Here is a 23,109-nt window from a genome sequence, read left to right as displayed (position 1 = left end):
TTAAAACAATTATCATTAAGCCTTCACGATGGATAAGAAAAAGCAAAGCAGCTTGAATAAGTGGCTTAAGCAACAAAGTAAGTTAGCCAAGCGCTGGCTTATGATTGCGATAGGCCTAGGCGTACTTTCAAGCGTGTTTTTATTGGCTCAAGCAGCCCTGCTCGCCTCCATTCTGCACCAGTTAATCATTGATCAAGTCGACAAAGCCGACCTCATTTGGCATTTTGTTGGGCTTGGTGGCACGGTTATCGGTCGAGCTGCTTGTACCTGGGGTCGAGAGCTTGCCGGTTACCGTTGCGGTGAGCAAATTCGAGTTTATATTCGCCAACTCATTTTAGATAAAGTTCATAAACTTGGGCCAGCTTACATCAAAGGCAAACCTGCCGGCAGCTGGGCGACGCTCATCTTAGAGCAGGTAGAAGATATGCAAGATTTCTTCTCTCGCTACTTGCCTCAGATGTCATTATCGGTATTAGTGCCTTTCATTATTTTGGTTGTCGTATTCCCAGTAAACTGGGCGGCAGGCTTGATCTTCCTAGTCACTGCACCACTGGTGCCTATTTTCATGGCACTGGTTGGGATGAAAGCCGCAGAAGCAAACCGTAAAAACTTTAAAGCGATGCAGCGTTTGTCCGGTCACTTTTATGACCGCTTGCAAGCAATGACGACCATTCGCTTATTCGATAGAACAAAATCTGAAACTGAAACTCTGAAGGGTGCTTCGGAAGTCTTTCGTACTCGTACCATGGACGTTCTGAAAATCGCGTTTCTATCTTCTGCGGTTTTAGAGTTTTTCACTTCCATTTCTATCGCAATTACCGCCGTCTACTTTGGCTTTAGTTATATCGGAGAGCTCGATTTCGGCTACTACGGCACAGGTGTTACGCTGTTTGCTGGTTTGTTCATTCTGATTCTTGCGCCAGAGTTTTATCAGCCATTACGTGATTTGGGCACGTTCTACCATGCGAAACAGCAAGCGGTTGGCGCAGCAGAAAGTATTGTCGAGTTTCTAGATTTGGAAGTCGATCAAGTCAAAGATGGTACCCAAGCGTTAGATAAAAACAGCCCTATCCATATTGAAGCGGACGAGCTAACCATTTTTAGTCCGGAAGGTAAGCAGCTCGCAGGTCCCCTATCCTTCTCTCTTGAAGCCAACAAAAGTACGGCTTTAGTTGGACCAAGTGGCGCAGGTAAAACAAGCTTGGTCAACACCATCCTCGGTTTCATGCCTTATCAAGGTAGCTTGAAGATTAATGGTTGTGAATTGTCACAACTGGATCTCGCCACATGGCGAGAGGCCGTAAGCTGGATTGGTCAAAACCCGATGCTATTACATGGCAGCATTCGAGATAACGTCACGTTAGGCAAACACAACATTCAAGATGCAGACGTTCATTCTGTTTTGAATGACTCTCATGCTGCTGAATTTGTTGAAATGCATGGGTTGGATTACCCGATATCTGACCGCTCTGGTGGTTTATCTGTCGGCCAAGCCCAGCGTTTAGCGTTGGCTCGCGCTATGCTACAAAATGGTCGTTTTTGGTTATTAGATGAACCGACCGCAAGCTTAGATGCTCGTAGTGAAAAACTCGTCATGGAAGGCATTAACAAGTACGCACATGCCACAACGAATTTGATGATTACTCACCAGTTGGCACCTTTACAAAGCGTATCGCAAATTCTTGTTATGCAGGACGGCCAGATTGTTCAACGTGGTGATTACGACACACTGTCGACAGAAGATGGCTTATTTAAAGACATGTTGGAAGCGAACCTCGCACAACGTGAAACAGACAAGGGGAACTTAGATGCGTGATTTACTCCCTTATCTAAAACTCTATAAGAAACATTGGTTTGGTCTTTCTCTAGGTATGCTATTGGCATTTCTAACCTTAGCGGCATCTATTGGCCTATTAACGCTATCGGGTTGGTTTATTTCAGCCGCAGCGGTGGCAGGCTTGACGGTAGCTCGTGAGACCTTCAACTACATGTTACCAGGTGCCGGGGTACGCGGCGCTGCAATGGCTCGAACCGCAGGTCGATGGGGAGAACGTGTCGTCAGCCACAATGCGACGTTCAAGTTACTTACCGATCTACGTATCTTCTTCTTTAAGAAACTTGCACCACTGATTCCGGGTCGTGTCTCTACGATGCGTGATGCTGATCTGCTCAACCGCCTAGTGGCGGACGTTGACGCGATGGATCACGTTTATCTTCGACTTATCAGCCCTGTCGTGATTGGCATTTTTGGCATATTGAGTTTAACGGCTGTCCTGGCGTTCTTTGATTGGCATCTCGCGCTGCTGCTTGGTTCGATTCTTACCGTAATGTTGTTTGTATGGCCGGTGCTGTTCTATAAACTGGGTAAAAACAATGGCGAGAATCTCACTCATCATAAAGCGCAGTTGCGAGTGGCGACTTTGGACTGGCTTCAAGGCTACAGCGAACTGAGTATCTTTGGAGCAGAAGAGCGTTATCGCAATCTCATTCTAGAGAAGCAAAAGCAGCTGTTGTCTAATCAGTTTGTGAACGCGAATTTAACGGGCATGGCTTCAGGCCTGCTTATGCTGGTGAACGGCCTTACACTGGTTGTGATGCTTTGGTTTGCTGCAGACGGCGTAGGTGGTCGTGCTCCTGATCCTTGGATTGCGCTGTTTGCGTTTGCAACCATGGCGAGCTTTGAGATTCTGATGCCTATCGCGGGCGCATTCCAGTATCTCGGTCAAACGTTGACTTCTGCTCGTCGTTTAAATGAAGTAATTTTGGCTGAACCTGACGTTGTCTTCCCTGAGCAGTCGAAACATAAAGACACAACGTTAGACATTGAATTCGACAACATTGACTTCACTTACCCTGACGGTCAGCAAAAGGTGCTGAAAGACTTGTCACTCTCACTACCGTTGGGCACTAAAACAGCGATTGTAGGTCAAACAGGTTCAGGTAAATCAACACTGATTCAGCTTCTTTGTCGCTACTGGGATGTTAACCAAGGTGAAGTTCGAATCGGTGGTACAAAACTGCAAGATTGGAGCGAGTCTGACCTACGAGAAGCAATGACAGTGGTCAGTCAACGCGTTGATGTACTGAATGGAACACTGCGTGACAACTTACTTATGGCCGCTCCAGAAGCAAGTGATGATCGACTGTCTGAGATTCTTCAAAAAGTCGAACTTGGTGGCCTTCTTGAGGCTCCAGGGTTAGACGCTTGGTTAGGCGACGGTGGTCGTCAGTTATCTGGTGGAGAGAAACGCCGAATCGGTATCGCTCGCGCATTGCTACGTGATGCGCCAATCCTACTCTTGGATGAACCAACTGAAGGTCTCGATAAGCGTACGGAACAGAAAGTGATGGCGCTTTTCAATGAGCACTTTGCTAATAAGACAGTGGTATTCATTACACACCGACTAATAGAATTAGAAAGCATGGATAGCATCTGCTTGATGGAACAAGGTGAGATCATCGAGCAAGGCGATCATCCAACGCTACTCGCTCAGAAAGGTCGTTACTACCAGCTATTACAGTCTCTATAATTCGATATTCAGTGACGAGAAGGGCTCATCAAACGATGAGCCCTTTTGTTATTCCTGTATTGTTAATTGCCTAGTTAAGTACGTATACAGGGCTGATTTACCGACCTGATTTTTTGAGATAAGCCGCCATTTCGTCTTCCGGAACCATGCCTCCACCTGTTGCCCAAACAAGATGCGTTGCGTTTCTGAGTTTTTCTTCGTCAAATTGCATTTGAGACTGATAAGCATGGTTATTCGAGACGTGCACTGCCCCAACCATACCAGCTAATGCAGAAGGCTCTAGGTTAATGCCTTCGAGTTCACTTAACTCACCCAAGTGGTGATACATACGAGCATCATCAATGGTGTAAAAGCCATCAATTAGCCTTTCCATCGCTCTACCGACAAATCCCGACGCACGCCCTACTGCTAATCCATCAGCAGCGGTCATGTTGTCGATACCCAAATCTTGTACCGCAATCTCGTCATGCAAGCCCGTATGCACGCCCAACAACATGCACGGAGAGTGCATTGGCTCTGCGAAAATACAATGAACATGATCACCAAACGCGACTTTCAAACCAAATGCCACGCCACCAGGCCCACCGCCAACACCACAGGGTAGACAAACAAAGAGCGGATGATGCTCATCAACCACGATTCCCAAGTCATCAAACTGCTGCTTTAGACGCTCACCCGCAACAGAGTAACCTAGAAACAACGTCTGCGAGTTTTCATCATCAATAAAGAAGCAGTTAGGATCTTGCTCAGCTTCTTTACGACCTTGCTCAACGGCAACACCATAGTCTTGCTGGTACTCCACCACTTTGACGCCATGTGACCGGAGCTTATTTTTCTTCCACTCCCGCGCATCAGAAGACATGTGAACCGAGACTGAAAAACCAAGCTTTGCACTCATGATGCCAATGGACATACCGAGGTTACCCGTTGACCCAACCGCAATACTGTACTGCTTAAAAAACTGCCGAAACTCATTGCTGAACAATTTGCTGTAATCATCGGTTTCGCAGAGTAAGCCAGCTTCAAACGCCAACTTTTCTGCATGGGTCAACACTTCATAAATGCCACCTCTCGCTTTGATAGAACCAGAAATTGGCAGATGACTGTCTTTTTTGAGCATTAAACGGCCCAATATTGGCGTGTCGTATTGCTGCTCCAAACGCACTTTCATCTTGGGAACATCCACCACAGAAGACTCAATGATGCCATGCGAAGCTTCCGTTTCGGGAAACGCTTTCATCAAATAAGGCGCAAATCGTGCTAGCCGTTCACTCGCAGCTTGAATATCTTTTTCATCTAGCCCCACATAAGGCAAACCTTCTGCTAAAGAGGTTATGTTTGGGTTAAACCAGCAGACCTCCTTAAGATCGATAAGTGGCGCCAAGAGTGGGAACTGCTTGATCAGCGCTTCAATATTCGCCTTGGTCATTTTACCTTCCTGGAGTGATGTGAGTTGAGATAAACAAAAGCGCCGCAATTGCGACGCTTTCATGAATAACAGTGAATTTGATTTTATGCGTAGTTTTTCTCAAACTCTTGCATAAAATCGACCAACGCTTGTACACCTTCTAGCGGCATGGCGTTATAAATGGAAGCTCGCATACCACCAACGGCTCGGTGCCCTTTTAGTGATTTCAGCCCTTTGGCATCGGCTAGTTCAAGGAACGTCGCATCCAGTTCAGGTTTCGCAAGTTGGAATGGCACATTCATCAAAGAACGGTTTGCTGAGTGCACGCCATTACGGTAGAAATCAGACTGATCGATGTAATCATACAGTAGTGCGGCTTTAGCGCGGTTCACTTGCTCGATCGCTTTTACCCCACCCTGCGCCTTCAACCATTTGAAAACTAGGCCAGACAGGTACCATGCAAAGGTTGGTGGCGTGTTGAACATTGATTCTTTCTCAGCCAGAACAGTGTAATCCAAGATACTTGGCAGTACCTGCTTCGCCATACCTAACAAGTCGTCGCGCACGATAGCGATAGCAATGCCTGAAGGGCCAATGTTTTTCTGAGCGCCCGCATAAATCACACCGTATTTCGATACATCAATCTCACGAGAAAGAATCGTCGAAGACATGTCAGCAACAATTGGTTTGTCGGTGACAGGAAGATCGTTAATCTCGATACCGTCAATGGTTTCATTTGGACAGAAATGCACGTAAGCCGCTTCTGGAGCAATTTTCCATTCGTTTGCAGGTAGAACGGCTACTTTTCCGTTGATTTCTGTTTTTGCATCAAATACGTCTGGCTCGCAGTATTTCTTCGCTTCAGCTACCGCACTTTCAGCCCAATAACCACCGTCGATGTAAGTTGCCGTCTCGGCATCACCAAGTAGGTTTAGAGGAACAGCAGCAAACTGAGCACGAGCACCACCCTGGCAGAACAGCACTTTATAGTTGTCCGGAATATTCAGAAGATCTCGTAAATCTTGCTCGGCTTCTTCTGCAACTTTGATGAACTCTTTGCTTCGATGGCTAATTTCCATGACCGAAGTACCAAGGCCTTGCCAATCGATTAGTTCCTGTTGTGCTTGCTGCATGACTGCTTTCGGCAGACCCGCTGGCCCTGCACTGAAGTTAAATACGTTGTCCGTATTTTGTTCCATGATGCTCATTGCTCCTGCTATGTAAATATTACGAAATTAATATCACGTTTTCGCAGCGATAAAAACAAGAAAAGAGGTCTTACGACCTCTTTTTAAAGACTAAGCGTTAAATTGGATTAATTCCGCAACAATACTTGGCTACTGTTGTTGCATCAAGGCAGGCATAAGTAGTGCCACCAATGGGAACTCATGTCCATTTTCGAACTTCAATTTGCCTTCACCGATTTCTGCTTTGAGTTGATAACCGCCCTCAACTTTCTCGATCAGCTCCATGATGAGCAGCTCATCAATTCCTTCTTGAATAAATGGGTAGTGCGTCACTAATTCGTCAGAGAAGTAAGTGCTGAGCTCACCAGTAGTCGCCGTCATCAACTTCATTGGGTCTTGAGTAATGTGGTCAGTACCTTCAGGAATGGATAATTGCCACTCGTTATGGAACTTACCGTCACCAAACGCAAGTGAAAGCTCATTCACTGATAAATCAAAGCCTTTGCTAAACAGCGTGTCAACATGCGGCAATAAGCTCGCAATTTCCTGCTCGTCTAACATTGGAGAGCTTTGATAGATAGACATAATTTGGTCAAATGACTGGCTATCCACATCTGCAATTGAGAAATCCAACTTAAAGTTATCGACATCCGTACCATCAGTTAAACGCAGTTTCTTAGCATCTAGGTTCAGCTGACTGTTCAGCTTATCACCAGACTCATTCATCGTAGTGTTGCCGCGGTAACTTGCATTCTCAATCAAAAAGACAGGCGTTAAATTCGAATCAACCACATCCAGCTTCTCTAGAGAAAAAGATTGCTCACCCAGCCAATAGCCTTTTGCTTGCTTACCTTTACCCTGACCTGTCAATGCATTCAGATGAAGCTCTTCACCGTTTTCAAAATCCACTTGAACAGAAGGAACAGAAACTTGGTAATTGAGATCACCCAATACCGTCACATCCCCTGTCACTTTTGCAGGGCTTGTAGAAACAGAAACACCTTGCGCTTCGTTACGATAATGCCAACTGTCTAGGTCAAGGGTGAATGCCGTGTTGCCATTTAGTTGAGTCTGACTGTGCATCGTGAGAGGCAAAAAGTCATTGTCCACCAATTTTGAATCTGCTGTTAGGCTTGTTAGACCGTGGCTAACATCACTGGTTACGTCAAACGTCGTTGGCATACCATCACGCTCTAGCTGCGTTTTAAGCTCAGGATCAACAACTGAATAACGAGTCAGCACGACTGAAGACAAATAGCCACGCTGATACTCAACCACCTCGCCTTTAATCATTTCATCATTCATATTGGTAATACCATCTTCAATGATGGACTGACCAATTTGTCCGACAGCCAATGGCCAACACAGCGCTAATGAGATAGCACCACCAATGGCGCCGATTTTTTTAAGATTTTGCATAACGTCACTTATTAGGTATTTTCGGTCAGTCTACCCCAAACCTTCTGCGGAGAAAACATTGAGACAAATCAGACTATTGATGCTTATTCTAGTCCATTAATCAGGAATCATACTTGGCTCCCACTCATCATGTCCTTTTATTGTTAAAGTTTGCGTGGCGAAGTTTTAACCGGAGCTAAAACATCTGTGAATCGTTATGCTGTGTTGTGTCTCGACAACAACCCAATCAGTGCTGAACAGTTTCGATTGGAGCTGTCTGCCTTCTCAAGTAAGTTTGATATTTTTTCTGTCGAATCGATAGAAGAGGCTCAAAGCGCTTTAGAGTATCTAGAGGAAAGAGAGCAGACTGTTGCTTTAGTTATAGCGAGCCATCACGCTCATTTTAATGGCGTGGATTTTCTTATTGGTTTAGACCGGATGCCGCATACCGAGCAAGCAAGAAAAATTCTTATTAGCTGCTCGTCTGATATCGACGCAATTCTCACTGCCGTTAATGAAGGCAGGCTCGACCACTGCCTCACAAAACCTTTGCCAGATCACGTCTTATTTAACACAGTGCAAAAAGAGCTGACCCAATTTATCTTGCGAAACGGTAAAGAAGACCTGCTAAGTTACAGTCAGATATTGGATCATCACAGCTTGTTGCGAGCGCACATCAATAATCAGATGAGCCATTATCAAGCGGGCTTTTTACACGACTACCACTCGATGTCTGATGCCGAGTTAGCCGAGCAAGTGATCTCCGCTCTCCAGCAGTTTTTCAAAGATAACGACGAAACAAGAGCGTGCCGCACCTATTCAACTGAACACCTATTAACCGTAGAAGGCGAGCCAAATAGCTTTTTGTGGTTTATTACCGATGGTGAAGTGGCTCTGTACAAGCGCGATGAACAAGGCATGCAGCGAGAGGTTGTACGCCATAACAAAGGTAATATTGTCGGAGGCATGTCGTTTGTTACTGGGGAATGTTCTTTCTCGACAGCCCTAACGCTGACAAAGACAGAGGTCATCAAACTCGATCGCAACGTATTCAATAAAGTGATGCAAAGCGACTCAAACTTGCTGCCTCTTTTTACAAACTTGCTTTTACGCCACTTCAACCGCCGATTACAAAGAAGCATCAACACCAAGCTGCAACTTCAAAAAACGCTCGAATCGCTGGAGTCTGCCCACCAGCAACTCATTGAAAGAGAAAAAATGGCGATGCTCGGCCAGTTGGTTGCGGGCGTGGCGCATGAACTAAATAATCCGATAGCAGCGATATTGAGGGGCGTAGAGAATTTAACGCATACGCTTGCACGATTACTTAACGAAGTACCCAGTTCCGATATACAAATCAAAGGCATTGAGTTACTGAGCAAAGCTCAAACCGCAAAACCCGCTTCAACCGCAGAGCTCAGATCACGCGTTAAAGCACTTAATCATGCCCTTCCAGACCGAACACTGGCTAAGAAAGTGGTGAACCTTGGGCTAGAGTCAGATCACGAGTTACTCACTCAACTAACGAAAAAACAGCAAGTGTCTTCTCATGTTCTCGATACTCTTGAGCAATACCACAAAGCAGGTTCCACTCTTCGCTCGATTAACGTCTGTGCTGCGCGAATTGCAGATATGGTGAAAAGCCTTAAAGGTTACGCACGCTCAGATGATGAGACCCAGCACTATGCTGATATTCATGAAGGTATTGAAGACACCTTGGTGATCTTCGAAAACAAACTAAAAATGCATCAGGTTTCCACTGATTATGCGGATTTACCTCCTATCCTTTGTCAACCAATCGCGCTCCAACAGGTATGGACGAATTTGGTCTCTAACGCCATTGATGCATTTCCGGAAAAAGGCGTTTTAAAAATACAAACACGTCTTGCAGAAAAAGATCATACACATTACGCCGTTATCTCATTTGAAGATAATGGGTGTGGCATTCCTGAATCGCAAAGAGAAACCATTTTCGAGCTCAACTTCACGACGAAAAAAGAAGGCAACTTTGGTTTAGGCATTGGACTGTCCATCTGCCAGCAAATCGTGACAGCACATAAAGGATGGATTGACGTCGAATCAGAGCTCGACAAGTTCACACGAATGACAGTCTGGTTACCAGTCATCGAAAAAGGAGATGAAATATGACCAAGTATTTAATTTTATGTGTCGATGACGAACGAGAAGTCTTGGATAGCGTGCTCCAGGATCTCGCTCCCTTTGAGGAACATTTTATTGTCGAGGGAGCGGAATCAGTCACTGAAGCAAGGCAAGTGATCGAGGAGATGGCGGAAGAGGAAGTTCAGCTTGCGCTCATTTTATGCGACCACATTATGCCGGAGCAAACTGGGATTAGCTTCTTAATCGAACTCAGTCAAAATGGTGACACAAAAGCGGCCCGCAAAGTCTTACTTACAGGACAAGCCGGCTTAGAAGACACCGTTGAGGCCGTCAATAACGCAAGTCTGGACTATTACATAGCCAAACCATGGAGAGGTGAAGAGTTGAGAAAAGCAATCGTGTCTCAGCTTACTGCTTTTATGATTGCAAATGATGATAACTTACTATCTTGGACTCAAGTCCTTGATTCTGAGGCGATCCTCAATGCCATGGCTGAACGCAGAGCAAGCTTCGGCGAGTAATATGCGTGGCTCTAGCTTGAATGTCACCAAAGCCAGCTGATCCACGTTATTTCGCGCAATAGCGCGAGTACGGAAAAGCATCACTATTTATCCGATTGATGCTCTTAGACGTTATGTATATGGCGTAGTTTTTGCTTAAACCCACTAACTATTAAGTTAATTGACAAAACATCGACACATTTTTGTTGGTCGTGGACCTTCCTTTTTATTATGATGTCGGACAAATCAGATTACGGTTCAAGTGGTTGCTTGAATCCATGGAAATAATGAACAAGGTTTATCGTTAGTTATGCGTAAAACACTATTAGCCGCTGCCTTACTAGTGGCATCAAACCATGCCCTAGCCGCAAACGACCGCAATGCGCCAGCAACTATGAGCAACTTTAGCTACGACTATTTCGAAGCACGTATTGGCGCAAGTCCTGTGACATTTGGTGCTGGATTCAGCAAATCAATTCACCCTAACGCACATGTTATTGCTCGTATCGACTCTGAGTTTGAAAGTGATTTTGACTCAGCCGCTGGTTTTGGCTTTCATTCGCCACTAAACAACTGGGCTGACCTTACAGGTGAAATGCTAATGCGCGTTGTACAACCTTCAAGCGATAGCAGCACTGACGTAGGTATGGAACTGAACTTAGGTGTTCGTCAATGGTTAGGTCCTCAATTAGAAGTAGGCGGCAAAGTCGGCTACGTTTCTATTGATAACGATGACGACTGGACCGGTGCAGCATACGCGCGTTTCCACTCAACTGAGCTTTTCTCTCTAGGTGCTGAAGCGCGTATCAACGACTTTTATGGTGATCAGGTAATGTTCACCACGCGTTTTAAGTTTTAAGATTTGTGCTTTAAGAAAAGAGCAAATTAAAAAACAAAAACCGAGGCCCATGCCTCGGTTTTTTGTCTAATCTAATGACTAACTCAATGAAGTGGTCAAAAACTTCAATGTCCTTTTTCCGCTTTCAACACTTGCCTTTACGACCCGCTAACTCCATCAAAACGAGTCAATCATCGTGCGTTCAGCTTGCTTACTCACACAGCGCCAGTAACTGCTTTTTACGCGGCTCTTGAATCAGTTTCCAATGAACACCGTCAGTGGCACCAGCGAATTTCCAAAGCAACTTAACATCAACGTCATTGCCATAAGCCACTTTAACTTTGTTGAAGACTTTTACAGGTCCAAGTTCTAAAAAGGTTTCTACGTCATCAACACCTGCTTTCTTGACCATTCGCTCAAGAGTTAACTGCATATTTGGCAGATCTCTCAAACGTCTACTGGCAGAAGACTTTTGATATTTTCGTTCCTTAATTGAGTATTCAATTGATTTTTGTACCAGTTCATCGAGTCCTGCATATCCGGATTCAAACAAATCTGTTACGTCATAATAATTTACGGTTGCCGTCGTCTGTTTTTTGACGTGCTTATATTTTTCGCAATTCAGTTGAGTAAACACTTCGTCCAATCCATTACCACCACGTAAGTAGCAGCAATCATTGCTGACAAGCGCAAACATAGCATCATCGGTGAATAAACCGATACCACCGAACATAGAACGTTTTTGATACTCACTAAAGTTGCGTACATATTTAAAAAAAGCTTGGTCTGTCATGTCCATTGACCTCTTTAATCTGAATAAATTACCCCGATTAGCGATGTCACCAGATAAACAGCAGCTTATAGCGAATTATAAATGTCGATTTGTTGGCGATATTTTTGTGAGTTGTGCTCACCAACTTGCTTAATCATACTTAACGTTGAAAAATAAGTTAGGACATAGGTCACATATAAAAAAGTATATATTCAGCATACGTGATTAGTTTCACACTTATTATTCATGTGGTGATATTTTTTTGACGCACGGCATGCCCAAAACACGCCATCATTATGATCTCGCTGGCAATTACGAGCACGTGATACGCATTTAATTGATAAAGAATACGCTGTAAGGGTACACTGTACGAAAGATCTCAAGTACAGCGTCACAATGGAACATTTATCATTTTTTTGGCTGCCAAATAATAAAGATAAGCTTATAAACGCACTGGAATCCGAGTTTGCTCAGCTGGTAGAACAGTCCATCTCAACGGGTAAGATTTCATTACCCCCTATTCCTGATGTCGTGCTTAAAATTCAGCAGTTATGTGTCGAAGAACACACCACTATTTCAGATGTTGCTAACTGTTTGTTAGAAGATCCCGGCTTGGCGGCGGTCGTTCTGCGAGTAGCAAACTCTGTAATTTTCAATCGCAGAAACATTACCTGCAACGACTTAACTACCGCGGTATCTCGCCTTGGTATACTGCGCGTGCGTGATATTGTTACCGCACAAGCGATTGAACAACTTAAACATTCAGTAAATTTAACCAAAGAATGTAATGCCATCTTGGTGAAAAGTGCAGCGGTATCCCGAGAACTCGGTGCCGTCATGGTGATATTGGTTCAAGCGTTTCGTAAACACGAGCCAGGTACTTATGGGCACTTGGAGCAAGAAAAAGCATTGCTGGTTGGTCTGCTAGCCGATATCGGTTTGTTTTGTCTAATTAACGAGTACCACCTGTACTTAGATAGAGGCAATTACCTAGATCCTGAAATTGCGTTGCAAATCTTCCAAACTCGTTGTTCAGCAACAAGCAAACTGGTGCTCGAGCGCTGGGGATTTGACAATGACTTTAGAGAGGTCTCCTCAAACGAGAAGTACGAGCAAACGCGACCGGAAGTGAGTTATTTAGACATTGCAAGAATCGCGCATCACCTATTGATGTTCCGCAATCATGATGAACGCATTGATGAACACGAAGTTGAATTCAACTTAACAGGTGCAGAGGTCTTGTATGAACTCAGCAATATGAGTGATACTGACTTCAATGACCAAATACGTGCAGTGCTAAGTGCTAGCGGCTTGTAATTTATCGTTTTCTCACACCTAATTCGCGATAAACGATTCGCTCAAGGCTGAGCAGCGTTTGGTATTTGGTGAAATATCTCTCTAATTTCAACCGATAAATAATTTAATTTATGTGTGTTGGTATTATCTCAAAAAAGGAATCATAGAGCTTTATGTTCTCAGGGATGCTATTTATTTTCGCTCCACTTGTTGTGGGGTATCTAATTCCTATATCTCGAGCCTCGTTACTGGAGAAGATCAATCAATCAACGTCCTACCTTATTTACGTCATTTTGTCGTTGATGGGACTTAGCCTAGCAGCGCTCGATAACTTAAGTAGCAACTTACAGAGTATTCTCCTCTATGCGAGTACTTTCTTTTTATGTTTAAGTACCTGTAACCTGTTGGCGCTGCCTATTATCGATAGGATTATTCCTCTCCAGACCAATCAGAATCAAAAGAAGCTGCCACTATCCTCGATGGCTTTAGAATCAGTAAAGCTGATTGTTGTCGTTGGTGGCGGGCTAGTAGTTGGTCTGCTGTTACCCATCGATTTAAGTTGGGTGGATACAGCGAGCGAATGGATACTCTTCCTGCTCCTATTTTTTATTGGTATTCAGCTTCGCAATAGTGGTCTTACTCTTCGCCAAATTCTATTAAATAAACAGGGTATGGCCATTGCGGCAGTTGTGATCGCAACATGTATGCTTGGTGGCGTTATTGCAGCGATACTTTTGGACCTTCCTCTCTATCAAGCCCTCGCGATGGCTTCAGGCTTTGGCTGGTATTCACTCGCAGGAATTTTGATGGGAGACGCTTTTGGCCCCGTGTTTGGGGGAGCATCTTTCCTGATCGAATTGATGAGAGAGCTGGTCGCGCTGGTAGCCATTCCTCTCTTTATTCGCAGCTATCCGTGCACAGCAATTGGTTATGCAGGTGCAACAGCAATGGACTTTACCCTACCTGTTATTCAGACTACAGGTGGTGTGCGTTGTGTCCCAGTCGCCATCGTTAGTGGGTTTATTTTGAGTTTACTGGTACCAGTTATGATGCTTTTCTTTGTATCACTTGCTAGCTAGATCTCAGGTTTTCGCTTTAACATCCATTACAATACGGCAAAAATTCAAATACCCAGTTAACGTCAAAGTGATCAAGATTTTGGCAATAATCCGCTTTCTTTTTGTCAATTAGCCCAATGATTTATCACGACTAAAGAGAAAGAAGGGTGAAACATCAACTTATGTGCCTTGCGTTAATAAAGGGATAACAACCAGAAGGAAGAAGAATGAAACGCTTTGTCGTTGCAGCGCTCCTCGCTACAAGCTCAACTTTTACGTTTGCCGCAGATCAACAATGTCTTGCAAGCAAATACGACGGCTATGTTGATGCCTCACTACAGTGGTATCAAGATCTTGTCGATTTGACGGTTACCCAGTATCCAGATCTAAAAGAAGTTAGCCAGTGGTTCTTGGACGGCCGTAAACATCACTTTGAATTAAACCGTGAAGCAGTGCACTATTTTCTAGAGAACGATCCTAGCCGTGTTGCAACAGAACAGCCAATCGAAGCATGGCTAAAATTAGAACAACACGACGTTAAGCAGCTAGCAAGCCGAAGTGATAAGTTAGGTGAAGTCGCAAAACAAACGTTTAGTGACCGTCAATCGACTAACCATCCAAAAAACTACGAACTCCGTTCAGCATTCGCCGACCTGCTTAGCCATCCACAACAAATTGATACCGCGCTTAATAAGTACAATCAGTCAATAGAGAAGATTGAAAAGCAGAAGTGTGATTAATTAATCGTTGAGGATGCTCGAAAACGCCGAGTGTTTTAACATATTAAAATCAACGATTTTTTAATGCGAAGATTGTAGCCCTCACCTAAAATTTTCATTTCAGCAACATGGGTTTCAACAATTAAAACGGGACTTTGCGCCCGTTTTAGTTTAGATTGTGCCGCTCGCATTACCAAAATAACTACAAAGATTCTTTGCTATGGTTAAGGAACAAAAAACCGCTGACGTTAGCTTTGAGAGCTTGCTAAAGATCTTCACTGTCCCAGAAGGTCCTGACTCAACGTTAACCAAAATTGACGAGAGCCTCTCGCGAAACCTAAATCAATTTCTTCGTGAACACATCGTGGCAGAAGAAAAGCCTTTACGCGAAATCGAAAAAGACTTTTCTTCTGCTCAGATTCCTGAGCAGCCAGAGTTCGTGTCAGATCATACAGAACACTTACTCGACACTTTGGTGTCGCACTCCGTTCACACTTCTTCACCAAGCTTCATTGGTCATATGACATCGGCACTGCCTTATTTCTTGATGCCATTGTCAAAGATCATGATCGCCTTAAACCAAAACCTGGTAAAGATAGAGACTTCTAAAGCCTTTACCCCGCTTGAACGTCAAGTTTTGGGCATGCTACATCGCTTGATCTATGGTCAGAGCGATACGTTTTACGATCAGTGGATGCATAGCGCAAACCACTCATTGGGCGCATTTTGCTCCGGCGGTACCATTGCCAATATCACTGCACTTTGGGTAGCACGTAACAAGGCGTTAAGAGCCAATGGTTCATTTAAAGGCGTTGAGAAAGAAGGCCTATTTAAAGCCATGAAGCATTATGGCTACGATGGCTTAGCGGTATTGGTGTCTGAGCGTGGTCACTACTCCCTTAAGAAAGCAGCCGATGTACTAGGTTTAGGTCAAGAAGGCTTGGTTGCGGTTAAAACGGATGCCAACAACCGTATTATTGTCGACGACCTTAAAGCGAAAATTGTTGAACTAGAGAAACAAAACATCAAGCCTATTGCTGTTATTGGTGTAGCTGGTACAACAGAGACAGGTAATGTCGACCCGCTACCTGAAATCGCAGAAGTCTGTCAAGCTCACGGTTGTCATTTCCATGTGGATGCCGCATGGGGTGGCGCAACACTTATGTCTAATCACCACCGTCACCTTCTTAACGGTGTGGAAATGGCAGACTCAGTAACCATTGATGCGCACAAGCAACTCTACATCCCGATGGGCGCTGGTATGGTTCTGTTCAAAGACCCTGACGCAATGAAATCCATAGAGCATCACGCTCAATATATCTTGCGTAAAGGCTCAAAAGACCTAGGCAGCCATACATTAGAAGGCTCTCGTTCGGGCATGGCAATGTTAGTCTATGCCGCAATGCACATCATCAGCCGCCCTGGCTATGAGCTGCTGATAGACCAAAGCATTGAAAAAGCTCGCTACTTTGCAGATTTAATCAAGCAGCAAGATGATTTCGAATTGGTTTCTGAACCAGAGCTTTGTCTCCTCACGTACCGCTACTTGCCGCCATTCATCCGTGAGGCATTAGCAAAAGCGGAAGGTTCACAAAAAGAACAACTGAATGAACTGATTAATGAATTAACACAGTTTATTCAAAAGCGTCAGCGCGAAACGGGCAAATCGTTTGTTTCACGTACAAGACTGAACCCAGACCAATGGCAGCGCATGAACACAATTGTGTTCCGAGTGGTTTTGGCAAATCCGCTGACGACCAAAGAGATTTTGAGTTCGGTGCTTGATGAACAGCGTGAAATCGCCAAGCAAGCGCCAAATTTGATGGAAAGAATTCAGCAGGTGGTCACTGATATCCAATCGTCTTAATGGCCCGAAAGAGTTACATCAATTTGAAATTTTTTTTCGTTTTGATGTAACTCAAACATCATTCTCGTGCGACTGGCGCAACAAAACATCGATTACACATCCAATTCTGTAGTTTTTACAACATTTTGTTTGAGGCCTGTCAAATTCTCACTAAATAGTATCCGTTATTGGTTTAGACTGATTGAAGATCAGGTTTATACTGATTCTATGGCGCTGGTTGTTTTCGTTAACGCCCCACTCTACTCTGGAATCTTCGTGTTTCCTTTCGTTAACAGAGCCAGCGAGTTGTTCTCTATACCCTCGTGAACACTATGAATACATTAGAAAAAATTCAAAAAAACCTGGAGAATTTCAGTAAGTCAGAGCGCAAAGTTGCGGAAGTAATTATGGCGTCTCCACAAACTGCAATTCATTCAAGCATTGCAACGTTGGCTAAAATGGCTGATGTTAGTGAGCCCACTGTAAACCGCTTCTGTCGTCGTCTGGACACCAAGGGCTTTCCAGATTTTAAGCTTCACTTGGCACAGAGCCTAGCCAACGGTACCCCTTACGTTAACCGTAACGTGGAAGAAGACGATGGCCCAGACGCGTACACCCATAAGATTTTCGAATCGACCATGGCGTGTTTAGATGTCGCGAAAAACAGCCTAGATCCAATGCAAGTGAACCGTGCGGTCGATTTGCTAACGCAAGCGAAGCGCATTTCATTCTTTGGCCTTGGTGCATCATCTTCTGTAGCCCGAGACGCACAAAACAAGTTTATTCGCTTTAACATTCCAATTACTTGTTTTGAAGACATTGTCATGCAGCGCATGAGTTGTATTAACTGCAGTGATAATGATGTTGTGGTTCTTATTTCTCACACAGGTCGAACGAAGAGTCAGGTCGAAATAGCAAACCTTGCTCGTGAAAACGGCGCGACGGTCATTGCGATTACAGCAAAGGACTCACCGCTAGAAAAGGCAAGTTCACTCGCTATTACGCTTGATATTCCTGAAGATACCGACGTCTATATGCCAATGGCGAGTCGAGTTGTACAGATGACGGTGATTGATGTACTGGCAACTGGCTTCACACTCCGCCGTGGTACAGGTTTCCGTGAGAACCTAAAACGCGTAAAAGATGCGTTGAAAGATAGTCGCTATGACAAGCTAAGTCAGTACTAAGTCCTGCTGTTTAGTGAAAGATTTAATAAAGGGGAGCTCGACGCTCCCCCTTTTTTCAATGTGTTTTAGATCAATACATCAACCCAAGTCGTTCACACTCGATAAGTCCGTTCTTGATTCAAGCACTTCTACAGAGCTCACGTGTTGTGTGCTCTCTGCCACACACTCTCCACTGCAATCACAGACTTGCTGCAATATGTATATCAAACGTTCCTGATTAAGGGGTAACGGGTTGCCTTTGATCGCCATCGACTTAAGCGCATCGTTCGCCACTTGTTCAAAAGAAGTTTGGCATACTCCGAATTGGCCAAGTAACGGCAACGCTAACTTATCTAACACCATATTTACCCAAAGAACCCCATCGTGCTCATTCGCGTTCGCACGATCGGTAACCAATTGGGCAAGCTTACGATAACGACTTATCACATCATTCCTGCCAGCGAGCTTCGCGGCGTTAATATTTTCCTGCATCACGTGCGGTGCAAGACGCGCCGTGATCACGCTGTGGGGAGCATCTAACTTACCTCCTAACGCCGACGCAAGCCCATGCGCAGCACCTAATTTGGCATTAGTAATGGCCATGCCACCGAGCAACGCAGCGAACGATAAATCCGACCGAGCCTTATGATTATCTTGCTTACAAGCAGCAATCACTGAACGGCTTAAACGACGAAGTCCCTCTTCGCACACCATATCTGTAAGAGGGTTTGGCTCACCACACACATACGCTTCCATCAAATGAGTGAACGCATCCATCGCGCCACGCCCGGATGTGTATTGATCGGTTCCATAAGTGAGCGTCGGATCCACAATGGCAACGTCTGCCAGCATATCAGGGCTTCGAAGACTCACTTTCACTTTATCTTGTCCAGACTTCAACACCGCATTTCGAGTCACCTCTGAGCCCGTGCTTGCTGTCGTAGGAATTGCAATAAAATGAAGAGGTTTTGCCTTTAATGGTACGTTTCTTCCTACCACTTCGACGTAATCGTAAACATTGCCTTGATTAGGAATAATAGCGGCTAGGGCTTTACCCATATCGATGACACTGCCACCGCCAATAGCAATCACCATATCAGGCTGGAATTTTCTACCGAGTACCGCGGTCTCTTCTACCATTGTGATATAAGGTTCGCCATTGATTGCTACGTGTTGGTAACGCATATTTTGAGCTTTAAGGTAGTTAATGATGGGCGTGGCTCGTTGGGTGTCCTTCCCAGTTACCAGCAAAACACTGTAGCCAAATTGGTTGATAACGGATAATGAAGACTGAAGTGCACCTTCACCAAATATAATCCTTGTTGCAGTCATAAACTGAAACATACACATCCTCCCAAAATAATATACCCAAATAACCTCTTGCCCTCTGATTTAACACTTATGTAAGAGTTGAAGTCATTTGCGTATAGCCAGATTAGATTGCTATGTTTTTGAATAAAAAAAATTGACCAATTCCACCTTGCCATCATTAACCCCTTAAAATGTATGTTTTTTATGCGTCACTTCACATACTTTAGAGCCATAGAATAAGGGAGCGCGTTTAGTTTTTATTCGATAGATTTCACCTATAGAACCAAGAGGTAATTGCCGCTTTATTTCCGTATCTGGATCGGGCATAGTTACTGCAACAAAAGAGAGCGCACTCAGCCGCTATGTTTTGTACGCTTTCAAAAAAGAATAGATTTAGGAGAAATAAGATTATGTTCGTTGTTATCTTTGGTCGCCCTGCATGTCCTTTCTGTGTTCGTGCAAAAGAACACGCAGAAACGCTAAAAGCGAAGCGTGACGACTTCAACTACCGTTACGTTGATATCCATGCTGAAGGCATTTCTAAAGCAGATCTTGAGAAAACAGTTGGTAAACCAGTTGAAACTGTTCCTCAAATCTTTATCGACCAAGAGCACATCGGTGGCTGCGACGAGTTCGAAGCATACGCGAAAGAGCACCTAGGTCTATTTGACGAGTAATCAAGACAGTTTTTAAGAAAGCCGCTTCATGCGGCTTTTTTATTATTTTTCAGTTGGTTATTACCTTACGTCAACTAATGGTAAAACCTAAAAAAATTCACTTATCTTTTTGCTATATTTAGTTACAATTCGCAATTCTTAATCTTTTTGGCACACACTTTACCGAGCCACACAGTGAACATAGACGTCGTATACCTTCTTGAGCAAAACCCTATCCTTCTAATCTTCGTCGTATTAGCCATTGGCCTTGCCATCGGAAAAATCCGATTTGGCAAATTACAACTAGGCAACTCCATAGGCGTTCTAATTACCTCGTTGGTAATGGGTCACCTTGGCTTCTCATTCAATGCAGAAGCATTAACCATTGGCTTTATGCTGTTTATTTATTGCGTTGGCATTGAAGCTGGACCAAACTTTTTTGGCATATTCTTCAGAGATGGTAAGCATTACTTTATCTTAAGTATGACCGTTCTCGTGTCCGCAGTCAGCTTAACGTATGGCTTGAGCCACTATTTCGGCCTCGATTTTGGCTTGTCAGCCGGTATGATGGCTGGCGCGTTGACAGCAACACCTGTACTGGTTGGTGCACAAGACGCTCTTAACTCTGGCCTTGCGACTATACCGCGCAATATGGATTTTTCTTTGGTATTAGAAAATCTATCCGTGGGTTACGCGATGGCTTATCTGGTCGGCTTAATTAGCATGATCATGTTCGCGAAGCTATTGCCAAAACTACAGAAGCAGAACCTGTCTGATTCTGCGCAGCAAATTGCTCAAGAACGTGGCCTTGGAAATTCAAGCCAAAGAAAAGTGTACTTACCGATTATTCGTGCTTACCGAGTCGGTCCAGAATTGATTGACTGGACTGACGGCAAGAACTTGCGTGAACTAGGCATTTATCGTCAAACTGGCTGTTACATTGAGCGAATCCGCCGTAACGGTATTCTCGCCCATCCAGATGGTGATGCTATTTTGCAAGAAGGTGATGAAATTGCACTGGTTGGCTTCCCTGATAGCCATGCTCGCTTGGATCCTAGCTTCCGCAACGGTAAAGAAGTATTTGATCGTAACTTGCTTGATTTGCGCATCGTTGAAGAAGAAATTGTCGTAAAAAGTGACGCTATCGCAGGCAAGCGTTTATCTGATTTAAACTTATCTGAGTTTGGCTGTTTCTTAAACCGCGTGGTACGTGCGCAAATAGAAATGCCGATGGATTTAGACATTGTTCTCGCTAAAGGTGACGTCCTTCAGGTAAGCGGCGAGAAAAGCCGAGTACATGGACTCGCGGAAAAAATCGGTTTCATCTCGATCCACAGTCAAATGGCCGATTTACTCGCTTTTTGCAGCTTCTTTATTTTGGGTATTCTGTTTGGCCTCATCACGATGACATTCGGCCAGGTTTCGTTCAGCTTGGGTAACGCGGTAGGTCTTTTGTTATCTGGTATTACACTTGGTTTCTTACGAGCAAATCACCCTACTTTCGGCTACGTCCCGCAGGGGGCGCTGAATATGGTCAAAGATTTGGGTTTGATGTTCTTTATGGTGGGAATAGGTCTAAGTGCAGGCGGAAAGATGTTCGAGCACTTGACCCAAGTTGGTCCAAAGGTGATTGGTTTAGCATTCATTGTTAGTGTTGTGCCTGTAGTACTGGCCTATTTAGTGGGCGCACACATACTCAAGATGAACCGTGCCCTGCTCTTCGGTGCCATTATTGGTGCCCGAACTTGTGCCCCAGCTATGGATGTCGTCAACGACTACGCTAAATCCACCATCCCTGCTCTTGGCTATGCGGGTACCTATGCGATTGCTAATATTCTGATGACGTTAGCCGGTACGATCCTGATAATATTAAGTTAATAACTTTGACTGATGAAAGCAAAAAAGGCGCTCAATGAGCGCCTTTTGTATATCGGTTGTCTAATCAGTCATTCGATTAGATTTGGATAAAATCAGCTTCAACCGCTGGATTTACATCCGCTTCGTAATCTACGCCTTCAACACCGAAACCAAATAGTTTCAAGAACTCTTCTTTGTACTCTACGTAGTCAGTCAGTTCTTTTAGGTTCTCAGTCGTAATTTGAGGCCATAGCTCACGACAGTGCTGCTGAATGTCGTCACGAAGTTCCCAGTCATCCAGACGTAGACGGTTCATCTCATCCACTTCTGCTGCGCTACCATCTTCTTTGTACAGACGTTGGCTGAACATACGGTAGATTTGTTCCATACAGCCTTCGTGTACGCCTTCTTCGCGCATTTTCTTGAATACCATTGCAATGTACAGTGGCATAACAGGAATTGCGGAACTTGCCTGAGTTACAACAGATTTAAGTACAGCAACATTTGCACTGCCGCCTGTCGCTGCTAACTTGTCGTTTAGCGCTTTCGCCGCACGATCTAGGTCCATTTTCGCTTTACCTAGTGCGCCATCCCAGTAGATTGGCCAAGTTAGCTCAGTACCAATGTAGCTGTACGCGACTGTCTTACAGCCTTCAGCAAGAACACCAGCATCAGACAGTGCATTGATCCAAAGCTCCCAGTCTTCACCGCCCATAACGGTTACTGTGTCTTTGATTTCTTCTTCTGTTGCAGGCTCGACACTTGCTTCGATGATCACATCTTTGTTGGTATCAACAGCAGTTGATGTGTAAGTTTCACCGATAGGCTTAAGCGCTGAACGAACTAGCTCGCCAGTTTCTGGCATTTTACGTACTGGGGAAGCCAGTGAGTAAACCACCATATCGATCTGACCTAAATCTTCTTTGATCAGTTCGATAGTTTTCTGTTTCGCTTCATTTGAGAAAGCGTCGCCGTTTAGGCTTTTTGCGTACAGGCCTTCTTCACGCGCTAGCTTTTCAAAAGCAGCTGCATTGTAGAAACCTGCCGTACCTGGTTTCTTCTCAGTGCCTTCTTTTTCGAAGAAAACACCGATAGTTGATGCACCGCCACCAAATGCCGCAGCGATACGAGAAGATAGACCGTAGCCACTTGATGCACCGACAACAAGAACGCGCTTAGGTGCGTTTTTGATTGGGCCTTGCGCTTTAGTGTACGCAATTTGTTCTTTTACGTTAGCTTCACAACCAACAGGGTGCGTTGTAGTACAGATAAATCCACGAATTCTAGGTTTGATGATCATATTCAACTTCCTTTAAAAAACCTTGTTAGGATAAAAGTTTCGTCGGGATTTCGCATCTAATTTCTGTAAAAATGCTCTGAAAAGGCAAGTGGTTGGAGCACTATCCCAACATCCACTCTGCAAGAACACAAAAAAGCACCTCATTG

18 protein-coding genes are annotated in these 23,109 nt (G+C 44.5%); 12 read left to right on the top strand and 6 right to left on the bottom strand.

What is annotated here, in order from left to right; translation table 11 throughout:
• Positions 1–28 precede the first annotated feature (28 nt).
• Together cydD and cydC are read left to right on the top strand one after the other, a co-directional pair.
• Entirely contained in the window at positions 29–1,816 is a 1,788-nt protein-coding gene (gene cydD / locus LIX84_RS17090) for a heme ABC transporter permease/ATP-binding protein CydD (protein ID WP_139060751.1), read from the top strand.
• Positions 1,809–3,530 carry a heme ABC transporter ATP-binding protein/permease CydC gene (gene cydC, locus LIX84_RS17085; protein ID WP_226421814.1) on the top strand — a complete coding sequence of 574 codons (1,722 nt, stop codon included), beginning with the start codon at positions 1,809–1,811 and terminating at the stop codon, positions 3,528–3,530. Before cydD ends, cydC begins: the two co-directional genes overlap by 8 nt.
• Positions 3,531–3,627: 97 nt before the next feature.
• On the opposite strand, the gene LIX84_RS17080 is transcribed toward cydC, so the two are convergent.
• The 3 genes from LIX84_RS17080 to LIX84_RS17070 form a co-directional block, all read right to left on the bottom strand.
• On the bottom strand, positions 3,628–4,959 hold the full coding sequence (locus tag LIX84_RS17080; RefSeq protein WP_226421813.1) for a D-serine ammonia-lyase: 1,332 nt from the start codon (positions 4,957–4,959) through the stop codon (positions 3,628–3,630).
• 83 nt (positions 4,960–5,042) lie between these two features.
• Positions 5,043–6,137, bottom strand: coding sequence for a 3-phosphoserine/phosphohydroxythreonine transaminase (gene serC / locus LIX84_RS17075; RefSeq protein ID WP_005393203.1), 1,095 nt, complete (start codon positions 6,135–6,137; stop codon positions 5,043–5,045).
• A gap of 138 nt (positions 6,138–6,275) precedes the next feature.
• The gene (locus tag LIX84_RS17070) at positions 6,276–7,544 is read right to left on the bottom strand and encodes a DUF945 family protein (protein ID WP_005393205.1); all 1,269 of its coding nucleotides are present in this window, start codon (positions 7,542–7,544) and stop codon (positions 6,276–6,278) included.
• 186 nt (positions 7,545–7,730) lie between these two features.
• Here LIX84_RS17070 and LIX84_RS17065 point away from each other — a divergent pair, with 186 nt between their 5' ends.
• The 3 genes from LIX84_RS17065 to LIX84_RS17055 all read left to right on the top strand — a co-directional run bounded on the left by LIX84_RS17065 (position 7,731) and on the right by LIX84_RS17055 (position 11,003).
• Entirely contained in the window at positions 7,731–9,671 is a 1,941-nt protein-coding gene (locus tag LIX84_RS17065; protein ID WP_226421812.1) for an ATP-binding protein, read from the top strand.
• A complete protein-coding gene (locus LIX84_RS17060; RefSeq protein ID WP_012841921.1) occupies positions 9,668–10,165 on the top strand; it encodes a response regulator in 498 nt (165 codons plus the stop codon). The genes LIX84_RS17065 and LIX84_RS17060 overlap by 4 nt, the downstream gene beginning before the upstream one ends.
• A gap of 289 nt (positions 10,166–10,454) precedes the next feature.
• Entirely contained in the window at positions 10,455–11,003 is a 549-nt protein-coding gene (locus LIX84_RS17055; protein ID WP_226421811.1) for a hypothetical protein, read from the top strand.
• A 190-nt stretch (positions 11,004–11,193) separates the two neighbouring features.
• Here the strand turns inward: LIX84_RS17055 and LIX84_RS17050 are convergent, their stop codons facing one another.
• Positions 11,194–11,781, bottom strand: a complete 588-nt coding sequence (locus LIX84_RS17050; protein WP_005393210.1) for a TfoX/Sxy family DNA transformation protein — start codon at positions 11,779–11,781, stop codon at positions 11,194–11,196.
• A 369-nt stretch (positions 11,782–12,150) separates the two neighbouring features.
• On the opposite strand from LIX84_RS17050, the gene LIX84_RS17045 reads away from it, so the two are divergent.
• The 5 genes from LIX84_RS17045 (at position 12,151) to LIX84_RS17025 (ending at position 17,860) form a co-directional block, all read left to right on the top strand.
• The gene (locus LIX84_RS17045; protein ID WP_005393212.1) at positions 12,151–13,071 is read left to right on the top strand and encodes an HDOD domain-containing protein; all 921 of its coding nucleotides are present in this window, start codon (positions 12,151–12,153) and stop codon (positions 13,069–13,071) included.
• Between the two features lie 152 nt (positions 13,072–13,223).
• Positions 13,224–14,129, top strand: coding sequence for a lysine exporter LysO family protein (locus tag LIX84_RS17040; RefSeq protein ID WP_006742620.1), 906 nt, complete (start codon positions 13,224–13,226; stop codon positions 14,127–14,129).
• Positions 14,130–14,335: 206 nt separating this feature from the next.
• Complete coding sequence (locus tag LIX84_RS17035; RefSeq protein WP_012841922.1) at positions 14,336–14,848, top strand: hypothetical protein; 513 nt, start codon at positions 14,336–14,338, stop codon at positions 14,846–14,848.
• A 199-nt stretch (positions 14,849–15,047) separates the two neighbouring features.
• A complete protein-coding gene (panP, locus tag LIX84_RS17030; protein WP_006742621.1) occupies positions 15,048–16,694 on the top strand; it encodes a pyridoxal-dependent aspartate 1-decarboxylase PanP in 1,647 nt (548 codons plus the stop codon).
• Between the two features lie 311 nt (positions 16,695–17,005).
• The gene (locus tag LIX84_RS17025; RefSeq protein WP_005378021.1) at positions 17,006–17,860 is read left to right on the top strand and encodes a MurR/RpiR family transcriptional regulator; all 855 of its coding nucleotides are present in this window, start codon (positions 17,006–17,008) and stop codon (positions 17,858–17,860) included.
• Positions 17,861–17,938: 78 nt separating this feature from the next.
• Here the strand turns inward: LIX84_RS17025 and LIX84_RS17020 are convergent, their stop codons facing one another.
• Positions 17,939–19,183, bottom strand: a complete 1,245-nt coding sequence (locus tag LIX84_RS17020) for an iron-containing alcohol dehydrogenase (protein WP_005393219.1) — start codon at positions 19,181–19,183, stop codon at positions 17,939–17,941.
• 377 nt (positions 19,184–19,560) lie between these two features.
• On the opposite strand from LIX84_RS17020, the gene LIX84_RS17015 reads away from it, so the two are divergent.
• Both LIX84_RS17015 and LIX84_RS17010 read left to right on the top strand, forming a co-directional pair.
• Positions 19,561–19,827, top strand: coding sequence for a GrxA family glutaredoxin (locus LIX84_RS17015; protein ID WP_005378026.1), 267 nt, complete (start codon positions 19,561–19,563; stop codon positions 19,825–19,827).
• A 174-nt stretch (positions 19,828–20,001) separates the two neighbouring features.
• A complete protein-coding gene (locus tag LIX84_RS17010; protein ID WP_006742623.1) occupies positions 20,002–21,684 on the top strand; it encodes an aspartate:alanine antiporter in 1,683 nt (560 codons plus the stop codon).
• Between the two features lie 76 nt (positions 21,685–21,760).
• Here LIX84_RS17010 and fabV read toward each other — a convergent pair whose 3' ends face one another.
• Positions 21,761–22,963, bottom strand: a complete 1,203-nt coding sequence (gene fabV / locus LIX84_RS17005; protein ID WP_006742624.1) for an enoyl-ACP reductase FabV — start codon at positions 22,961–22,963, stop codon at positions 21,761–21,763.
• Between the last annotated feature and the right edge of the window lie 146 nt (positions 22,964–23,109).

Source organism: Vibrio sp. E14, from assembly GCF_020515785.1.
Taxonomy (GTDB): Bacteria; Pseudomonadota; Gammaproteobacteria; order Enterobacterales; family Vibrionaceae; genus Vibrio; species Vibrio diabolicus.
The sequence above is the reverse complement of the archived record's forward strand: the minus strand, read 5'-3'. Positions and strand labels throughout refer to the sequence as shown.